The sequence below is a fragment of the Acetobacter tropicalis genome (genome assembly GCF_030644465.1).
GTDB lineage: Bacteria > Pseudomonadota > Alphaproteobacteria > Acetobacterales > Acetobacteraceae > Acetobacter > Acetobacter tropicalis.
In genome coordinates this window covers 1847501-1867118 of the sequence record NZ_JAUYUW010000001.1, presented here as the reverse complement: position 1 = coordinate 1867118, position 19618 = coordinate 1847501, and the positions used below count along the sequence as shown (strand labels likewise).

17 protein-coding genes, 1 tRNA gene, 2 rRNA genes and 1 pseudogene (1 of these 21 only partly in view) are annotated in these 19618 nt (G+C 53.9%); 10 read left to right on the top strand and 11 right to left on the bottom strand.

Annotated elements, in window-relative coordinates; translation table 11 throughout:
* Positions 1-15: 15 nt before the first annotated feature.
* Together arsH and QWU00_RS08320 are read left to right on the top strand one after the other, a co-directional pair.
* Positions 16-714 (top strand): arsenical resistance protein ArsH, encoded by a 699-nt coding sequence (gene arsH / locus QWU00_RS08325; RefSeq protein ID WP_035379757.1) that lies wholly within the window; start codon positions 16-18, stop codon positions 712-714.
* 8 nt (positions 715-722) lie between these two features.
* Complete coding sequence (locus tag QWU00_RS08320) at positions 723-1409, top strand: RcnB family protein (protein WP_231551659.1); 687 nt, start codon at positions 723-725, stop codon at positions 1407-1409.
* A 92-nt stretch (positions 1410-1501) separates the two neighbouring features.
* Here QWU00_RS08320 and QWU00_RS08315 read toward each other — a convergent pair whose 3' ends face one another.
* From QWU00_RS08315 to QWU00_RS08295, 5 genes are all read right to left on the bottom strand, one after another.
* Entirely contained in the window at positions 1502-1861 is a 360-nt protein-coding gene (locus QWU00_RS08315; protein WP_261763960.1) for an MFS transporter, read from the bottom strand.
* A gap of 192 nt (positions 1862-2053) precedes the next feature.
* Positions 2054-2311, bottom strand: coding sequence for a hypothetical protein (locus tag QWU00_RS08310; protein WP_150395644.1), 258 nt, complete (start codon positions 2309-2311; stop codon positions 2054-2056).
* A 23-nt stretch (positions 2312-2334) separates the two neighbouring features.
* Positions 2335-2994: a hypothetical protein gene (locus QWU00_RS08305; protein WP_035379724.1), complete on the bottom strand. Its 660-nt coding sequence runs from the start codon at positions 2992-2994 to the stop codon at positions 2335-2337.
* A gap of 93 nt (positions 2995-3087) precedes the next feature.
* A complete protein-coding gene (locus QWU00_RS08300; protein WP_035379726.1) occupies positions 3088-3327 on the bottom strand; it encodes a hypothetical protein in 240 nt (79 codons plus the stop codon).
* A 122-nt stretch (positions 3328-3449) separates the two neighbouring features.
* The gene (locus QWU00_RS08295) at positions 3450-3779 is read right to left on the bottom strand and encodes a hypothetical protein (RefSeq protein ID WP_145912914.1); all 330 of its coding nucleotides are present in this window, start codon (positions 3777-3779) and stop codon (positions 3450-3452) included.
* A gap of 247 nt (positions 3780-4026) precedes the next feature.
* Between QWU00_RS08295 and QWU00_RS08290 the strand changes: the two genes are divergently transcribed.
* The 5 genes from QWU00_RS08290 (at position 4027) to QWU00_RS08270 (ending at position 10834) form a co-directional block, all read left to right on the top strand.
* Complete coding sequence (locus QWU00_RS08290; protein WP_179946508.1) at positions 4027-4365, top strand: type II toxin-antitoxin system Phd/YefM family antitoxin; 339 nt, start codon at positions 4027-4029, stop codon at positions 4363-4365.
* Complete coding sequence (locus QWU00_RS08285) at positions 4362-4745, top strand: type II toxin-antitoxin system VapC family toxin (protein WP_035379729.1); 384 nt, start codon at positions 4362-4364, stop codon at positions 4743-4745. The genes QWU00_RS08290 and QWU00_RS08285 overlap by 4 nt, the downstream gene beginning before the upstream one ends.
* 121 nt (positions 4746-4866) lie before the next feature.
* On the top strand, positions 4867-7149 hold the full coding sequence (locus QWU00_RS08280; RefSeq protein WP_035379732.1) for a TerB N-terminal domain-containing protein: 2283 nt from the start codon (positions 4867-4869) through the stop codon (positions 7147-7149).
* Positions 7146-8546, top strand: a complete 1401-nt coding sequence (locus tag QWU00_RS08275; RefSeq protein WP_035379734.1) for an ATP-binding protein — start codon at positions 7146-7148, stop codon at positions 8544-8546. The genes QWU00_RS08280 and QWU00_RS08275 overlap by 4 nt, the downstream gene beginning before the upstream one ends.
* 5 nt (positions 8547-8551) lie before the next feature.
* Positions 8552-10834, top strand: a complete 2283-nt coding sequence (locus QWU00_RS08270; protein ID WP_231551661.1) for a DEAD/DEAH box helicase — start codon at positions 8552-8554, stop codon at positions 10832-10834.
* Positions 10835-11300: 466 nt separating this feature from the next.
* Here QWU00_RS08270 and QWU00_RS08265 read toward each other — a convergent pair.
* Together QWU00_RS08265 and QWU00_RS08260 are read right to left on the bottom strand one after the other, a co-directional pair.
* A pseudogene (locus tag QWU00_RS08265) lies at positions 11301-12423 on the bottom strand (IS3 family transposase).
* A 26-nt stretch (positions 12424-12449) separates the two neighbouring features.
* Positions 12450-12749 (bottom strand): hypothetical protein, encoded by a 300-nt coding sequence (locus QWU00_RS08260; protein ID WP_187668714.1) that lies wholly within the window; start codon positions 12747-12749, stop codon positions 12450-12452.
* A 419-nt stretch (positions 12750-13168) separates the two neighbouring features.
* Between QWU00_RS08260 and QWU00_RS08255 the strand changes: the two genes are divergently transcribed.
* Positions 13169-14242 (top strand): alkene reductase, encoded by a 1074-nt coding sequence (locus QWU00_RS08255; protein ID WP_187668713.1) that lies wholly within the window; start codon positions 13169-13171, stop codon positions 14240-14242.
* Positions 14243-14428: 186 nt separating this feature from the next.
* Here the strand turns inward: QWU00_RS08255 and QWU00_RS08250 are convergent, their stop codons facing one another.
* Positions 14429-15310, bottom strand: a complete 882-nt coding sequence (locus QWU00_RS08250) for a hypothetical protein (RefSeq protein WP_304651034.1) — start codon at positions 15308-15310, stop codon at positions 14429-14431.
* 295 nt (positions 15311-15605) lie between these two features.
* Here QWU00_RS08250 and QWU00_RS08245 point away from each other — a divergent pair, with 295 nt between their 5' ends.
* Positions 15606-16778, top strand: coding sequence for a hypothetical protein (locus QWU00_RS08245; protein WP_150396152.1), 1173 nt, complete (start codon positions 15606-15608; stop codon positions 16776-16778).
* A gap of 307 nt (positions 16779-17085) precedes the next feature.
* On the top strand, positions 17086-18750 hold the full coding sequence (locus QWU00_RS08240; RefSeq protein WP_150395651.1) for a recombinase family protein: 1665 nt from the start codon (positions 17086-17088) through the stop codon (positions 18748-18750).
* On the opposite strand, the gene QWU00_RS08235 is transcribed toward QWU00_RS08240, so the two are convergent.
* The 3 genes from QWU00_RS08235 to QWU00_RS08225 form a co-directional block, all read right to left on the bottom strand.
* A tRNA-Met gene (locus tag QWU00_RS08235) sits at positions 18707-18783 on the bottom strand. The two genes, QWU00_RS08240 and QWU00_RS08235, sit on opposite strands and share 44 nt — an antisense overlap.
* 29 nt (positions 18784-18812) lie before the next feature.
* Positions 18813-18928, bottom strand: a 5S ribosomal RNA gene (gene rrf, locus QWU00_RS08230).
* A gap of 111 nt (positions 18929-19039) precedes the next feature.
* Positions 19040-19618, bottom strand: a 23S ribosomal RNA gene (locus QWU00_RS08225) (it continues 2162 nt past the right edge of the window).

Here is a 19618-nt window from a genome sequence, read left to right as displayed (position 1 = left end):
TGGACCAATATCACAATGACTGAACCTGACTTGCCGGCCCTCCACCCCGAATATCTTGAACGGGTTGATCTCGCGCGGCTGGAACCGCAACCGCGTGTGGACCATCCGCCGCGCATCCTTCTGCTCTACGGCTCTTTGCGTCCCCGATCCTTCAGCCGGTTGCTGGTGCTTGAGGCAGAACGCATCCTGAAGGTGCTGGGCGCCGAGACACGGGTGTTCGACCCGACCGGCCTGCCGGTAGCGGATTCCGTGCCTGCCACGCATCCGAAAGTGCAGGAACTGCGGGAACTGTCGAACTGGTCGGAAGGCCAGGTCTGGTGCAGCCCTGAACGGCACGGCAACATGACGGCAGTATTCAAGAACCAGATCGACTGGTTGCCCCTGACCGAAGGCTCGATCCGCCCGACGCAGGGCCGCACGCTGGCGGTCATGCAGGTCTCGGGCGGATCGCAGAGCTTCAATTCCGTCAATGCCGTACGGGTGCTGGGCCGGTGGATGCGGATGTTTACCATCCCCAACCAGTCCAGCGTGCCAATGGCCTATACGCAGTTCGGTGACGATGATCGCATGAAGCCGTCCCCCCTCTATGACCGGATGGTGGATGTCATGGAGGAACTGATCAAGTTCACATGGCTGCTGCGGGACCGGGCCGACTACCTCGTGGACCGCTATAGCGAACGCAAGGCGGAATTCCGCCTTCCGGAACGCCTGTGAGCCGGGCAATGGCGGAACAGTTCGATGTTGTGATCGTAGGCGGTGGTCAGGCGGGGCGGGGCTCGACGGCTGGGACTCCCTGCATCTGTTCTCGCCCGCGTCCTACAGGTCACTCCCCGTCGATGCCCGACACGCCGGATGGCAGCTACCCCACCCGCGACGAGGCGCTGGATTACCTGCGCCGGTACGCGCGCTACGCGCCGCCGATCCCCCGTTCACGAAAAAGTCATGAGAAGCATGTTTCTTCATTGCTCTCAACACATGGAGGTACCATGACGACACGACTTCCTGCCGCACTCCTGTCGGCCTGCCTGATTATGGTCAGCACGACCGCTTACGCTGACCCGCCATGGGCACGCGGGGATCATGATCATGGTGGTCACGATCATCATGGCGAAGGACACGGCTACGGTCACATGAAACACTGGCGCAAAGGGGATTATTATTCCGGCCCGCGAGAGCAGCGCTGGATGGTGGGTGACTGGCACCGCTACCATGGTCTGTGGGCACCACCTTCCGGCTATTACTGGATGCAGTCCGGTGGACAGTATCTGCTGATGGCCGCGGCAACCGGGCTCATTGCCGGCGTGGTCGCCGCCACCGTCGGCGCTGTGCCGTCCGCCCCGGTGGGTCCGGGGTACCCTGTAGCGCCAGGTTATCCCATGGCACCGGCTTATCCTCCACCGCCCTACTGAGTGGACCGTTCATGGTCCGTTGAGGCCGACTGACACATTTCAGGTGAACGGGACGCTGATAGACACAATCCGTTTCCTGTTCCCCGTGGAAGCTATACCAGCAGCCCGATGATGCAGACGACCGCAAAGAGCGCGCCGTCGTAAAATACGGCCGCGTGACCGATATGGTCCCATAACTCTCCGGCGACGATGCTGGCCACCAGTTGGACCAAGCCAACGGTCGCACTATACCAGCCAATCCCGGTGGCTCGCAGCTCTGGCGGCACGAGATCGGACGCGAGTGCCTTGCCGACACTCCGTGAAATGCCCTGATACAGGCCATAAATGACGAAAAATGCGGAAATTAGATAGGCACTCCTGGACAGAGCAAAACCGAGATACGCGATCAGGAAGATGACGAACGAAAGCAGCACCATGCTCCTTCGCCCCCATTGATCACCGGTGTGAGCGATGTCACGCGCAATGGAAGAGCCTCAGCCTCGGGTTATCGGCAACGAAATCGTATTCGAGTTCCTGGAAAGGCAGACACGCAGCCTTTTGAAATGCTGTCCCTTATGCCGGGAAGAATTCCGGAATAATGGATAACGGTGTCATGAAGCACCACAGACCCGCATAAACACAGAGGGAGCATTTGCAGAAAAGTCCTAGACAAAAACAGCCATTTCATATGCATCCCGCAGGGTGCGTACGAAATTGAGGTAGCGTGCCCTCATCTGCCGATGGCAACGACCATAAGGATACCAAAGGAAACGGCTGTTTTCTGCCATTTCCTTGATCTCGGGCTTTCTCGCATCTGTTGCCATCTTCTCAGTGACAGCAGTCATGACACGAGCATGACAGCATGTTTCTGATGTCATGACGCCACTTTTCAGGCAGTGACACCCAAAATCAGGTGTCATCATGGCGTCATTCGGCAAGCCCCCCATCAGGCAGCAGTTCGCAGCCCGTCTTCCGCGACAGCCTCAATAGCCTGCCTAAGGGCCCCCACAACCTGTTCAGGATCACAGACCATGTCCTTGAAAATAAGGATCGGGCGCTGATGAGTTGGGTAGCGATGCAGTCGCCGTAAGGTCTCGTCCTTTCGCTCCTTCTGCGTGGAAGAGTAGGCTGTAAACGTCCGGTCAAACAGACCGACGACTTCGATAAAGCAGCTCTTATCAGACTGGGCCGAACTCACTTTGAAATCGGCGAAAGCTTCTTCCTGAAAAGCGCATCCCTTCACAGCAGGATGAATGTCAAGCTTTAGTGTCGATGGCAGCATGGACTTGAGGCGTCGGTATACGGCCAGTTCGTAGAGCGAATCAAACTCATGACCGTCCTGTGCGAGCTTTTCTTCTGCCGGCAGATGCGGATAGCACTGGTGCACAGCCTCACGAAAGGCCGTCCATGCCCCCTCCCCTGGCTGCCAGTATTTTTTGCGCAGATCCCAGGCCTTTCGCCCAAGATCTGCCAGCATAAATCCATGGACACAGACGCCAACACGGGCCGAAAGCTCAGCATAGAGGTCAATATCCCGACGCGGAAAAAGACCGGTCCTGGCAGGCATCGGAAACTGAAGAGGATCGAAACGATAGTCCGTTGTCATGAGGGAGCATCCTGAAAAAATGGCTCCGATCACACAGCGTGAAGCGGAGCCAGGAAAAGGTTTTTTTGGTAGGATAGGGTGTGATTGAAGAGGTCAGGCTGCCTGCTTCATCGTCACTGGAGCCGCCAAAAGCTGTTCCAGGCGGCCATAACGACGTTCCATGTCGCGATGCAATATGACCAGGCCCTCAAGAGCCTCAAAAGCAGCTTCACTACCGCCAAGAATCTCAAGCAGCAGAACACCCTCCAGAACATGAAGGGCTTTAAGTTCCATCGCTGCATGCACAACGTCATCGGTGACGGGAAACAGGTCGGAAAGCGGGTAATGAGACATGACTTTTATCCTTGTCGTCCAAAGAGAGGGAGGAAAAGACCACACACATCGCTTCCCATGGGGCATTAGCGGATATGCGTAATCGTGAGGACAGACACAAAACCATCCATAAATTACCCTGCTCAGATAATATTTTTTAGAAAAACATTCCAAAACAACGGGTTAAGGGAGAGCATTTTTAAATGCGATAGAACGAGAGAAAAGAAGAAAAAACGCAGCGATTTCATATGCTTGCGCAGCATGCATATGAAATTGAGGTAGCGTGCCTTCAAACTCCCTTCGAAAGGACGGAAAAGAGACAAAAACGGGACAGAAAAGGGAAAAAGGCGGCCATTTTTACGGCCCAGACACTCCCCTCCATTACTGCCACACCGTATGACACCATTCATGACAGCAGTTTTGAAGTGTGATGACACCGTCAGGGACGATGACATGACGGGAAATGGTGTCATTGTGACGTCATTTCCCGTTATTGGCTCAGACTATCGATCTCATGTACGGTCGCAGGCCACGTTCATGATGATGCGGGGACACCCACCAGTCTCAGCATCTCCACACGCCAGATCTCTGGTCAGAACGGCGTGCCCACCGACGTGAATTTGCTCCATGTATGAGAAGCAGACTGCCACCTGTTAATAACCCACCCGGGATAGGACTGTGCTGAAGCAAAATCATGCACCTGTATCTCTGAAATCGAACATGTTTCAGGAATTCTCTACCTCTTCCTTCTGTGTACATGATATGGTGACACACAGGGAGGAGACCATGAGCCAGCATCTTTCAGATAACTCACCAGATCCGCAGAAAATCGGTGTTCGGGAGTTCAGGGGAAACCTGACAGCGTATCTGCGTCAAGTCAGACAGGGCAGTACGATCCTCGTGACGTCTCACGATCAGGTCGTTGCTGAACTGCGTCCACCAGCTCCGTCCTATCGCCCCCGTCGTCAGCCAGGAGCTCTTCGCGGGCGTATCAGAATGAGCGAAGATTTTGATGAGACACCGCCAGACATTCTTGAAAGCATGGAACGCGAGCTGTGAAGGTGCTGCTCGATACGCATGCGTTGCTGTGGTGGCTTTCGGGCTCCGACCGGCTGGGTGAGAGCGCACGAGAGATTATCGCAGATCCGGCCCACGATATTCTGGTGAGTATCGTGTCATTATGGGAGATTGCAATCAAAATCCGTATCGGAAAGCTTGATGCGGATATGAACGATATTCTGGCAGCCATTCCTGCGGAAGGTTTCTCTCTCCTACCAATACAGCCTGAACACCTACAGACCCTGATGTCTTTGCCCCTGCATCATCGTGATCCGTTTGACCATCTCCTGATGGCGCAGGCGCAAGCTGAACATGCCACATTCCTTTCGGAAGACGGACAAATGGATCATTATCCGATAAAGCGAATAGGTTGCTCCTGAGATTGTGAATGGAATAGCTTCTATCTATCTCGATTTCCATTCGCCAGAGGCGGGGAGTTTCTACACAGTAAGAACAGCCTCTACTATTTGAAAGAGTTGGCGATTATTTAATGAGTGTAACATGTTTTCCTGGATAAAACGTATTTTCAGTGACCGCAAAATTTCGGACACAACCAATAAGGAAACCAGGAAAGAGACTATCGCATCGCCACCTACATACGGCCTCTCTTTTAATGCCCAACACGTATTCTCCAATGATGATGAGAGTTTAAAAAAGTATAGACAATCAAGGATTCACAAGAAAGACGATGCTCGCTGGGTGTTCCCTGACGAAAAAGTCACTATCCATCGCTTCGAGATTACCGATGGCATGGTCTATGTCGGCAACTTTTTGACGGCAGCGCCGGAAGGAGGCTGGAATACCGACACTCCAGCGCCCTGTCTTATCAGACCATCACTCAAGGTCGCGTCTGGAGCGCCACAAACGAACCTGGATCTGGGCTATTGGCCCTCTTACACTGATATCACGCCCAATCAACGATTGGCTTACCTGCATTGGCTGGCGAGCGGGAAATCCGACACCAGCTACCCTATGGGCTATCCCTTTCTTTACTTCTATGGGCTCGAACGTCGCCTGATAGCCGATAGTCCTTCGATTGACGAAGAGGTGTTATTGGTAGCTGAAGTAGAGCGCCTGCGTGAACTCTTCGGACATAACGGCTCTTTTGTAAAATATAGCACTGAACTACTCAATTTCATCGCAATGAAGCATGCTGTTACGGATATACCTACAGTGGAGGCATGGAAGCCAGATCTCGCAGCTTTGGGAGAGCATATGTCTCCATTGCTTCAGGTTAAATTAGGTCTACACGCATTGAGAGGTATGCCGCTTGATGTCGACCTCGCCATAGCAGGTATTCTATCCTTACCTCCTCACTTAACCGGCTTATGGCCGCGCATTGCGACGACACGAGCTCGTCCGGAGTTCATTGAACTCATGCGACATCGTTTCAATCAGAAATTTCCGCATGGTTTTCGGCTCAGAGATAAAAAAGAGAGCCGACTTGATCTGAGTTATCGGTCGGCGAGTCAGTATCTTCATACTTCAATAAAGTTTGATGGCTTCGATCGCCTGCCTGATCCAGCGCAATTGACGTGGACCAAAATGATCACGCTCAGCGAAGGGGCTCGTGAGGATTTGACTGCATTTGCCAAAGCCGTCGGCAAGGAACGTGAACGTGCTGACAGTATGGCCGCCGCCTTGATGCTGCCTGTGGAACTCGGGGAAAGAGAAACTGTTCGTTCTTTCAAAGCCTGGTTGGATGATTTGCCTCAACCTCTTGCCAATGTGCCGCTTGAAGAACTGGGCCCGCGGTGCTTTGGTTCTGGTAAGGCAGCCTCCGGTCTCCGGCAAGCTCGTGACATGTCCGCCATGCTGGCACGAGTAGGTTACGGCATGGAGCCAGATCCAACCTATGGTGGGACCAAGCCAGGTGAGAATATAATTCTATTCCGCATTGGCGATGCTCAAGGCCAGTTAACACCCGTAGGTGCCGACTTCCGCACGGCAGCCCTGATCATGACCGCCATCGGCTCGGCAGCCAAAACCCTGACTTTAGGCTCAAAGCTGGTCGATGCTCTCACCACACGGCTGCGGCTTACCCCGCATGAAACGAAACGACTGACAGCCCGTCTGCAGCTGCTTCCGGAACGCTTACCAACCCTTGGCCGCCTCAAAACCGTCGTAGAGAGTGCAGAACCCGAGCAACGAACTGCTCTTGCCTCGCTGGCAGCTTCTGTCGCCGTAACAATAGGTGAGACAGATCAAGGTATGATGGTGGCTTTGGAGCGGCTTTACGAAGCTTTTGGCCTTGGCCGACGGGAACTCTACACTGTCTTGCATCAAGGTACTGCTGCTACGGCATCCTACGCTTCGGAACCGATCGTGGTCGAGGATGATAAGTCGCGGAGAGGCGGTCATCGGATCCCAGCCCCCCCCTCGAAAGTGAAATCTCAGGATGGTATCGCCATTGACATGAGCAAGGTGAGCGTCATCCTGCGGGAGACTAAGGAAGTCGATGCAATTCTCGCGCCAATCTATGAGGAAGAAGCCTCTGAAATTCCGATTTCGGTAGCCGTTTCTCCCACTTTGGAACAGGAAACGAAGTTCGTCGGACTTGGCCCTGAGCAGGCCCGCCTGCTTGAGGCCCTAGTCAACCAACCGGAATGGACACGCTCCGGGTTTGAGGCCAAGGCACGCGAACTCGGGTTGATGCCGGATGGCGCGCTCGAAGCTATCAACGAGTGGGCCTATGATACGTTCGATGAGGAACTTATCGAGGACGGAGACCCGTTAATCATCAATATGGCGCTCCTTGCTGACGCGCCGGGAGCATCATCATGACCAACCTCAGTATCGCAGCGTCAGACGGCACCCGCACTGCAGAGAAAATCAAGCCCAAGGACCGTGATGGCGTCATTCAGGCGCTTCGTGCAGGTGTCGTGCCACGGTCAGGCATCCAGTTAGTTCAGGTCGGTCGCGCAGGCGAAGTCAATCAGGTGGTGCAGGACGTCAAACGCATCGCGGACGGAGGTTCTGCGGTTCGTTTCATTATTGGCGACTATGGAGCGGGCAAGACTTTCTTCCTTAACCTGGCCCGTTCTATTGCCATGCAAAGCAAGCTGGTAGTGGCTCACGCAGATTTATCCCCTGATCGTCGCCTGCATGCCAGCGGGGGCCAGGCCCGCAGTCTTTATGCAGAACTCATGCGTAACATGGCTACCCGCACCAAGCAGGACGGAGGAGCTCTGGCAAGCGTAGTCGAACGTTTCATCATGGAGGCACAGGCTTCAGCCAAGGCATCAGGTCGCATGATCGGAGACGTCATTCAGGAAAGGCTGCTCCCCATTCAGGAACTCGTTTCCGGCTACGACTTTGCGACCGTCATAGAATGCTACTGGCGCGCTTTCGAAGAAGGGAGCGAGAGTGGAAAGGCGGCGGCACTTCGCTGGCTCCGTGGTGAGTACACGCTCAAAACCGAGGCTCGAGAGGCGCTCGGCGTACGCTCGATCATCGACGATGCCTGGGTTTACGACTACCTGAAGGTCATGAGTCGCTTTGTGACCCTGGCAGGATATTCGGGTTTTCTGGTCATGCTTGATGAATGCGTCAACCTGTTCAAGCTGGTCAGTGCCCAATCACGCAATGCCAACTACGAGCAGATTCTCCGTATCGTGAACGATGTGCTCCAGGGCTCGGCTGAATCCCTCGGCGTCTATTTCGGCGGCACACCCGAATTCCTGATGGACAGCCGCCGGGGCCTCTATTCCTACGAAGCGCTGCGATCCCGTTTGGCTGAAAACAGCTTTGCCCGCAATGGTCTGGTCGATCTTTCGGGTCCGGTCATCCGGCTTCAGAGCCTGACCCCCGAAGACCTCTACATTCTGCTTGGTAAATTGCGGCATGTGTTCGCCTATGGCGACCAGGATCGTTACCTGGTGCCGGAGGAGGTTTTCAAGGCCTTTATGACTCACTGCAACCAGAAGATTGGTGAGTCTTATTTCCGGACACCGCGCAACACCATCAAGGCTTTCCTCGACCTGCTCGCCATTCTGGAACAGAACCCACAGGCTCAGTGGCAGGGTCTGGTGGACCAGGCTGAGATCGCGCCGGACGCGCCCTCGGCGGGCGGAGATATTATCGATGACGACAATAAAGATGCACCTGGTGCGGCTGGTTCTTCAACAACTGGCTCCACTCAGACCTCGCCCGACGATGATCTGGCGGACTTCAGACTTTGAACGACGTGCCGTCCGACCCGTTCGGGCAAGCCTCAGATGACAGCGCATCGACGTCTTTCGATCTGCTGCACGAGAAAGTCAGGCGCTGGATCTGGCGTCAGGCCTGGGCAGAGCTTCGAGATATCCAGGAACGATCCATTCCGGTTCTGCTGGAAGGACAACGGGATCTCATTATTGCGGCCGGGACAGCAAGCGGAAAGACCGAGGCGGCCTTCCTGCCGATTGTTTCGCGACTGGCTACAGATGAACGCAAACCCGGAGCCGGGTTTGAGGCCATTTATATCAGCCCCTTGCGAGCACTTATCAATGACCAGTTCGGTCGAATGGAGACACTTTGCGAAGAAGTGGAGATGCCTGTCTGGAAGTGGCACGGGGATGTGGCCAGCAGCGTCAAGGAAAGAGCACGCAAGCGGCCCCAGGGGATACTGCTGACTACACCAGAAAGTCTGGAAGCCATCCTCGTCCGACGAGGGAATGAAGCAAAGCGTCTGTTCGCTGCGCTAAGTTACATGGTGATCGACGAGGTGCATGCCTTTATGGATGCAGAGCGCGGACGCCAACTTCAATCTCTGCTCAATCGTATCGAGATCGCCGCAGGGCATCCAGTCGTTCGCGTGGGCCTGTCGGCCACCCTGGCCGACATGAGGATCTCAGCTGCTTTCTTACGGCCACTCAATCCGGATGGCGTGGAGATACTGGAATCTAAAATGGGTAGCCAACCCCTGAAACTTCAGGTTCGCGGCTATATACAGCCACGCCTGAAGCAACGTGACGCGAATTCAGACAAGGGCGAGGCAACCGAGAGCACAGCAGACATAGAGATCGCGACACACCTCTTCGACACGCTTCGAGGGCATCGGAGTCTGATTTTTGCTGGCTCGCGCCGGAATGTTGAACTGTACACTGCAAGACTGCGTAGTCTTTGTGAAACATCGGGCCTGCCGGAGGAGTTTTTCGCTCATCACGGTAGCTTATCGCGTGAGCACCGTGAGGAAGCCGAACGAAGGCTGAAAGAAGATGATCGACCAGGCTCCATTATCGCAACCACGACGCTCGAACTAGGCATTGATGTTGGCCACATTGATGCTGTGAGCCAGATTGGGCCTGGGCACACTGTTTCAGGCATGCGCCAGCGACTGGGGCGTTCCGGTCGGCGTGCGGGACAATCCTCAGTAATGCGGGTCTACACCACCGAGATGGCGATTGACGAACGCATCCATCCCATTGATGCCATGCGGCCGCGCACGGTGCAGAGCATCGCCATGCTCAATCTGATGCTGAGGCGCTGGAATGAACCGCCTCAAATTGGGTGTTTGCATCTTTCCACGCTGATACAGCAAATTCTGGCACTGATTGCTCAACACGGCGGGCTGACAGTCAAACAGGGCTGGAACCTCTTGATCGAGAGTCGAGTATATCCTGACATCGATCAGGCTCTCTACATTGATGTGCTGCGGCGAATGAAGCATCCGGAGGTTCAGCTTATTGAGCAGGCGCCAGACGGAACGCTTTTACCAGGCGAAGAAGGCGAACGGGTCATCAATGACCGTGGGTTTTACGCCGTATTCATGACGCCTGACGAATTCAAGGTTATTACGGATCGCGGACGGAACCTTGGCACGCTTCCGGTCGATAGCCCGGTAATGCCGGAACAACTCATCATCTTCGCCGGACGTCGGTGGCGGGTGATCGAGCTCGACAATCAACGCCGGGAAATTTTGGTCACACGAGCGTATGGTGGCGTGCCGCCCAAATTCGGTGGCGAGGGCTTACCCCCCGCCGATGAAGTCGTAGCGGAGATGCGTCGGGTTTATGAGAGCATCGCCATTCCTCGCTTTCTCGACAAGATAGCTCTTGAATGCCTTACGGAAGCCAGAGTGACATTCGATAATCTTGGATTGCGGCATGCAGGTTTATATCGATATGAGGACGAACTCCTGCTTTTCCCCTGGGTCGGTAATCGGGCTCAACTGGCCTTGGTGCTAGCGCTTGCCTCTCATGGCGTGACGGCCAATTCGGAGGGTATCGCGGTCACAATTCCGGCTAAAGACGGAGGCAAACTGGTTGCCACCCTGAAAACTCTCGCTGAAAGGCCTGCGCCTGACGCGGAAGCTCTAGCCCGACTAGTGCCTGATATGAAGCGAGCAAAATATGACGCGTATTTAGGAGACGAATTGCTGGCGCGTTGTTACGCCAGTGAGCATATCGACGCGGCACGTGTACCGATTATTGCTGCTGACCTGCTCTCTAGGTTGCCGACTGGAGTAAAAACAACTTCTGAAACCTAAGTGCCCCTATAATATATTTAGCGTTAGCCAGAAGGTGCTGAAATGACGAATAATTCTAAAGCTTAAGCAGGCGAATGGTATCCGCCCTTATGTGAGACAAACCACTGAATTGTGTGGCGGGCAAAATGCGAACATGAGCCAAGCGTTCTCTACTGTGTGAGTTGGGTCAACAGAGAAAGGTCGTTTTAGCCAGAAAATTGATATTGTGCCCAATTTAATCGGATATAATCAGCCATCCCTCGCGCTGGAGCATATGACGGATAGATTTTCCGGAACTCTGCGACCCCCTTATCCACATCCAACCCCACAAATAGATCTGTATACCGCGCTAAATAGAGGAGAGCGATTGAGGGCGAGCGTGATTGACCTTGATTGCAATGGAGCAACACCTTGATATTACCAATGTTGGCGTGAATAGTGACGTGCCCCCCTTTTTGTATCCACTCAAAAGGAGAGTTCCCGTTTTTTATGGCTTGGGGTTGGTGGGATGACAAGTGTCTCGGGGGCATGCGAGACGCGGTCTGGCGACCTGATCCGGTGTCCTGCCATCCAATTGGGAATGGGGACGCACCGTGTTGTAGTCTTCCCGCCAGTCAGCCAGAACCTGTCGGGCATGGCTGAGGGAGGTGAACAGCGTTTCGTTGAGGCATTCATCCCTCAGCCGGCCGTTGAAACTTTCGACAAAGCCGTTCTGCTGCGGTTTCCCGGGGGCGATATAGTGCCATTCAACCTTCATCTCATCTGCCCATTTCAGGATGGCATGCGATGTGAACTCCCGTGCCGTTGTCGCTGACAATCATGAGGGGTTTGCCATATCGTTCTACCAGAGCCGTCAGTTCCCGCGCCACCCGTCCACCTGATAATGACGTGTCGGCAACCAATGCCAGGTTCTTGCGACTGAAATCGTCGATAACAGCTAGAATGCGGAACCGGCGGCCACAGATCAGGGCATCCGAGACAAAATCCAGGCTCCAGCGCTGCCCGGGTTCCTGAGGGATGGTCATGGGAGAACGTCCCCAGCGCCCTCTTGCGGCCACCCCGATGGCGGACTTTCAGCCCTTCCTCCTTGTAAAGGCGGAACAGCTTCTTGAGATTGGGGCTAAACCCTTCCCGCGCCAGAAGATAACCCAGGCGGCGATAGCCAAAGCGGCGTCTCTGGCTCGCCAGATCCACCAGGCGCTGGCGCAGGGCGAGCATCGGCTGCCGGGTGGAAATATACCGCGCAACACGCCTGGCAAGACCAACAAGGGCACAGGCGCGACGCTCACTCAGTGCCAGAGCCTTTTGAAGGTGTAGGACCGCCTGCCGCTTTGCGACAGGCGTCACCACTTTTTTCCAACAATTTCCTTCAACGCCGCATTATCCAGCATCGCATCCGCCAGGAGACGCTTCAGACGACTGTTTTCATCTTCCAATGCCTTCAGCCGTTTGGCCTCAGATACCTCAAGGCCACCATAGCGGGTCTTCCATTTGTAAAACGTCGCATCACTGATCCCGTGTTTGCGGCAAAGATCAGAGACCTTGAGCCCAGCCTCCTGTTCTTTCAGCACCCCTATGATCTGCTCTTCCGTAAAACGACTGCGTTTCATTCGTCCGTATCCTTCTCGATCGGACTCTACTTTAAAATGGTGACATTTCCGGGGGGCACGTCAATAGCCTTAAGTGCCGCATCAATGATATCAGAAGAGACATAATTGACATCTGCCACATCGACTAAATTGAGGATGAGACGGTGATTGCGTCGTGCTATTAAGTATTCTGGGTGACCTTTTGATGCGGCTCTGCCTGTATAACCTAGTGCTTGCCGATGATACGGCTCCTTACAAGCATGAATAAAGAACCAGTTCGGATCGCCTTGAAGGCACTGCTCATCAATCTCATTACCGACAAATAAATTTGGATAGACCTCAAGCATTCCAACACCTTTCTATTTTTCAATCAGAAATATAATGCTGCATAGCTCTAGAGAGAAAGAGGCTAGGCTGTATATAAGTTATCCCATGAGGTGTTTGTAGCCTCATGGGATAACAGTGTATTTTATCAATACGGCACGCCAATGAGTTGGATTGTGCTTATCATTCCGGTGACAAACACGTGTATCTGTCGACATCCCTAATCCACGCCTCCAGGAACTTCTCCCCTGGAACTGGAAAACCAGCCAGCACGTCCACAATACCATCGCCGCCTGAATATGACCGCGTCTCTCGCCGGATGCTTACGACTTGCAGACAGTGAGCACTCACTTCTTCTCAGACGAGGTAGTAATCGTCCTGTTGTAATCCCCACGAAGCTTACCCAGTTTATAGAAACTGCATCTTTTAGGAAGGATCTGTCATGCCCAGCCTGTTTGAGCCGATTGAACTGGGAAGCATTTACGCCAGCAACAGAATTCTCATGGCACCACTGACACGCGCCAGAGGCACCCGAGAGCATCTTCCAACCGCCATTATGGCTGAGTATTATGCTCAGCGTGCCGATGCAGGGCTGATTATCTCAGAAGCAACCGGGATCAGTCGGGAAGGCCTTGGATGGCCTTATGCACCGGGCCTCTGGTCGCAGGAGCAGGTAGAAGCATGGAAGCCAATTACTGCGGCAGTGCATGCGAAGGGCGGAAAGATCGTAGCACAGCTCTGGCACATGGGCCGTATGGTGCATTCCAGTGTGACGGGGCAGCAGCCAGTCTCCGCCTCAGCGACGAAGGCCCCTGAGCCATTACATACCTATGATGGGAAACAGGCTCCCGAAGTCGCTCGTCCTCTTAACAAAAATGATATTGCCCGCATTCTGAATGATTACGAAAAAGCCGCCCGCAATGCGTTGGCTGCCGGCTTTGACGGGGTCCAGATTCACGCCGCTAACGGCTATCTGATTGATGAATTTCTTCGGGACAGCACCAACCACCGCTCCGACGACTATGGTGGTTCTCCTGAAAACCGTATTCGTTTTCTGCATGAGGTCACGGAACGGGTGATCGCCACGATTGGTGCAGACAGAACGTCCGTAAGGCTTTCACCGAATGGCAACACCCAAGGTTGCATCGATAGCCATCCCGAACAGGTTTTTGTGCCTGCAGCAAAGCTCCTGAACAATCTGAATATTGCTTTCCTCGAACTGCGCGAACCCGGCCCCAATGGTACATTTGGCAAGACCGACCAGCCAAAGCTCCATGGACCAATCCGCCAAGTTTTCACGAAACCATTAGTTTTGAATCAGGACTACACACGGCAAGACGCGATCAAAACGGTTGCCACTGGTGTGGCCGATGCTATTGCATTCGGTCGGCCTTTCCTTGCCAATCCGGATCTGGTGCATCGTCTGGAAAATGACCTTCCCCTGAATAAGGACGATATCCGCACCTGGTACTCACAAGGGGCTCATGGCTATACTGATTACCCGTCAGCGCCTTGACACCTGATGTTTCTGCAAGCTCCCTCCCTCAGAAGGAGCTTGCACTTTCACCTCAAAATGCATCTGAATACTAATATTATATGTGTGGTGGAATTGAGGTATTACGGTTTCGGAAGAATAATATTTTCATAGGCGGCATGCCCCTTCCTCTGAACACAAGAGACGCCATAATTTCCACTACTCTGATCACTTCTGATCTACTTTGAGCCAGAACCTGATACTCGCCTTGCGGGTTAATTCCCATCCTGCCTGGCGCATAGTATTTGCCAGGGCCCTCATCTGTGATGTTGACAGGGGCCAAGCGCACCCGAGCAAATCCTCCGTCACAAGTCTGGACGTCACGGGAGCTGTTTGCGCTGCAGCCCAATGTTCAAGGCACGATGGAATCCTTTCTGGCAGTCGCGTCATAAAATCCAATTTTTTATTGGGTAAATTATCGTTTTTTAATTCTTCTGGGAGATTAACGTCTTCATTGAGGACGTAAATGCGTTCTTCATAATTTGCCGCGACATCACTCCCTTTTCCAAAGAGCTTTTCAGAAACAAGCCTGACAGACTCATCAAAACTCATCTCCTCTTTTTCTATTTCGATATCGCCACTCTGAAGTTCAATCCAGGCTCTTTCGAGACCGATACTATGCCAGTAAGCCACGGAATAATTTGCCGCCAGCGTCTCGAGATTTACAGGAACCCAACATCCAAAAATAATATGCCATATCTCCAGTTTGCCGCTTTTATGTCCAATCCGGCGACTTCTCTCTATCCATTCCTGACGAACCGGATTTGAATAAACCGGCATATCGCCTTTTTTGTTGGAATCATAAGGATATCGGGCCGCAATTTCACGGACGTTATCCCAGGACTTCCAGGCCACTGTCGCGCCACGAACCTCTGCTGGGTAGACCAGTCCGATGGTCTTCAGTGTCACTTCTCTCCACGACCATGTAATAATACTCCACATCTCAAGTATATCTTTCTTTTTATTATAGCGCGCATTACGACTCAACCACGCTATTCTTTGTTCCGAAGACATAGCCCGGATGCGATTATCCCGCAGCATTCCGATCATCCTTTCCTGCTTACCCCAAACTGGAGTTATGCAGATACCTTGTCCGAACGGCTCAACGAGCGGGAGTCTCTTTTGAAGGGGACTCATAGCCTGTTCTGCATTAAAAATGATAACCGCCGATGTGGGACAGAATATCGATATTATCTTGTGAGAGCAGAAAAAATACCGATATGATTCTGTTGCTCTATCTGTCTGTGAAGAAACAGCTTTTTCGAGGCTCCAACGGACCATGCAAAGCACAACCAGAACGGTTTTAGTTCCACTAAACGTAAAAGACAGGTTTCTGAACTTCCGCATGCAGGCTCTCCTTTTAGAGTGCCTCACACCAGAGCAGACGCGCCTTCCCCAAACGACAGCAACATCATGCGGTCAATCATCCCAACACCATTCCTCCCCGACCGCCTGTCTTCGGGTGGCGCAGATCCTGCTTGAGCAGGATCTGCGGGAAACCCTCGCAGCCGGCCCTCCTGATGGACAAAGTTTCCGGTCTTTATTCATGTCTCAACAGGACGATGAACTGAGCCAGATTAGCCGCAATAGCCTTTCCGAGCAGCTTGATACCCTCCAAGCTATCTACAAAACCCTTTATAAAAACAAAGAATATTCAGATTTTTTTTCAGAACCAGATCCCACACTTGCTCCCCCTTATTCATTCGAAACCTACGACAGGATGCGTCACAGGATCCTTCACGAAGCCAGGGTGTTTATCGGACGACCTTTACACATCGCGGCCCGTGCATATTTTCACCATCCGGACATTCCATTGTCCTGGCAACGCTGCAGACAGACCCTTGATGCTCTGAACGGTGCGGACATCCTGCTGGTCGAGCCCCATGATCCTTTCCCGACCGGCTATCATCCCCCACCTCCCCCCGGAAAGCGGTCCCGTAATTTAGGCCATAAACGCAAGCGGTTTTTTGCACTCAAAAAACAGTTCGCAGGCGTTATTCCCCTTCTGGCAGCCATGGATGTCATCTGGTGCACCCACTATCTCCCTTCTCATAATGCTGAGGACCGACGTAGGGCCGGCACTTGCGATATCCGACCATTGCGACCCCGTCGCAGTTTCATGGACGATGATCGTGACCGGGAACTGACAGTCGCAACACTTGCCTATGCCCTGTGGTTCCAGAGATGGGGGCTGGAACAGAAGCTTCTGCAGAGCAATAGTCCCCGCTTCCAGTCCTCTGACTATCCCGAGGCGACTGCACTCTCCGCCCCGGAATTCGATCCAGACTCATGGCTGGCCCAGACCACTCCGTTCATACGGATCAGGAGTGGCATAACAGGCCAGATCTATCAGACGCGCCGTGCTTTTTATGAGCAGTGCACCACACCCCCTTCGTTTCTTGAACCTGACAGAGCGTCAGGGTCACCCTTTTTCCTGCCACTGCCGGCCCTGCCCAAAAGTCTTGTCCGGGAAATGGCCAGACAGGAAAGTCCTGAATCAAAGCCCCGCAAATCATGATCATCAGTCCGGCACACTCTCTTGCCATTAAGCGTCATTTGGAGAGTCCCCTTCAAAGGGGACGTTTCAGACCTCTTTTTTATCGCGAGGATCGTGCTTGCAATTCCGGAGGCACAGCGCGATGGTCGACCCCGTCACCCCTATTCCGTCGTCCCAGCAGGTGTGTTCAACACCTCAGTCCGTACACACCCTCAGGTCGCTGGTTCGACTTCTGGCCCGGCAGGCAGCCAGAGACTGGTACGCAGAGCAAAGATCACGGCATCCTCTGAACGAGGACGCGCCAGAGAACTGACAGGATCGAACCGACATGAGAGTTGCGCTTTACGCCCGTTATTCCTCGGACAACCAGCGGGATGCCTCCATCGAGGACCAGTTCCGGATCTGCCGCGCACACGCAGAAAAAAACGGCTGGCAGATCGTTGCCAGCTACAGTGACCGGGCGATCTCCGGTACAACCCTGCTCCGCCCCGGCATTCAGGACCTGATGGCACAGGCGCGGGCCGGACAGTTTGACATCGTGCTGGCAGAAGGTCTGGACCGCCTGTCCCGTGATCAGGAAGACGTGGCGGGTTTTTACAAGCGCATGAAGTTTGCGGATATAGAAATCGAGACGCTCAGTGAGGGCAGGATCACTGCTCTGCATATTGGCCTGACTGGCACAATGAACGCGGAGTTCATTGATAAACTTTCAAAAAACACCCATCGCGGCCTCTACGGCCGTATTAAGGACGGTAAATCAGGGGGCGGGCTGTGTTATGGCTACGATGTTCTCAAGCTCCGCGATGCAGAGGGGGAACGCATTTACGGCGAACGCGCCATTAATAACGAGCAGGCCCAGATCGTCCGCCGGATCTTTCAGGAGTATGCCGACGGTAAATCTCCCAAAGCCATTGCTCTTACCCTGAACGCAGAAGGTCTTCGCGGGCCTCTTTCAGGAGCCTGGGGGCCATCAACCCTCAATGGTAATCGGGAACGGGGCACGGGCATTCTCAATAACGAGCTTTATATCGGTCGCCTGGTCTGGAACCGCCTGCGCTATCTCAAGGATCCCGTTACCAAGAAACGTGTTTCACGCCTGAACCCTGAATCCAAGTGGGCCATCCAGGATGTGCCTGAACTGCGGATTATCGAGCAGGATCTTTGGGAGGCGGTCAAAGCCCGTCAGAGCAAAACGACCTGGTCCCAGAAATCCCGCGGCACTGGCACTCATCCGCTCAACGCCCTGCAGCGTCCGACCCATCTCCTGACCGGTCTGAGCAAATGCGGTTGCTGTGGCGGTGGCTTCTCGATGATCTCCAAAAACCATCTTGGCTGCTCGACAGCCCGCAACAAGGGCACCTGCGAGAACCGCCTGACAATCCGGCGAGATGTCCTGGAGAAATCCGTGCTCAACGGTCTGAGGACCCAGATGATGGATCCTGCCCTCTTCAAGGAATTCTGTGACGAGTTCACACGAGAGGTCAACCGGCTGCGGATGGAAAAAGGAGCCGATCTGGCTACCCTGAAATCCGAACTTCCCAAAATCGAGCGCGAACTGAACAAGGCCGTTCAGGCGATCCTGGATGGCTTTGCCAGTTCTGCTCTCAAGACACGCATGGAGCAACTTGAAGCACGCAAGGCCGAGATCGAAGCACGGCTGGCCGAGGCCCCTTGCCCACCTCCACTCCTTCATCCGAACATGGCGGAACTGTATCGTCAGAAGATCGGCGTCCTCCACGACAGCCTGCAGAACGAAGCCACCGGGACGCAGGCTAAGGAAGCCATCCGGTCCCTGATCACGCGGATCAGGCTTATTCCCGAGAAGGACGAGCTTGGAATTTTTCTTGAAGGTGATTTAGCTGCGATGCTTATTTTTGCGACGAACAAGAAGAACGTCATGCATCACCCGGATGCTGGCGTTCTTAATAAGTTCTTGGTGCAGGATTCATTGGTTGCGGGGGCAGGATTTGAACCTGCGGCCTTCAGGTTATGAGCCTGACGAGCTACCGGGCTGCTCCACCCCGCGTTTGTGTTGATTTTTGGGTGATTTGGAAGACCTGGCGGCGACCGACTTTCCCACGACTTAAGCCGCAGTATCATAGGCGCTGGGGGTTTTCACGGCCGAGTTCGGGATGGGATCGGGTGGATCACTCCCCGCCATGGCCACCAGGTCATCCAAATCACCCTTGAGTTGGGGTGGTGTGGACGGTTGGGTATGATGAAGTATGACGTTTTGCATGGATGATTTCTGTGCACGGGCCGTTCTTTTAAGGGAACGGTAAGAGAGTGAGCCTATTGGGCGATTAGGACCAGTTAGCTGCACGCATTACTGCGCTTTCACACCTGGCCTATTGACGTGATGGTCTATCACGGCCCTTGGGGAGACCTAGTTTTGAGGTGGGTTTCCCGCTTAGATGCTTTCAGCGGTTATCCCGTCCACACTTAGCTACCCGGCGGTGCCGCTGGCGCGACAACCGGTGCACCAGAGGTGTGTTCATCCCGGTCCTCTCGTACTAGGGACAAATCCTCTCAAGTCTCCAACATCCACGGCAGATAGGGACCGAACTGTCTCACGACGTTCTAAACCCAGCTCACGTACCACTTTAATCGGCGAACAGCCGAACCCTTGGGACCTGCTCCAGCCCCAGGATGTGATGAGCCGACATCGAGGTGCCAAACCTCCCCGTCGATGTGGACTCTTGGGGGAGATCAGCCTGTTATCCCTAGAGTACCTTTTATCCGTTGAGCGATGGCCCTTCCACGCGGGACCACCGGATCACTATGGCCGACTTTCGTCTCTGCTCGAGCTGTCACTCTCGCAGTCAGGCGGGCTTATGCCATTGCACTCAACAGCCGGTTTC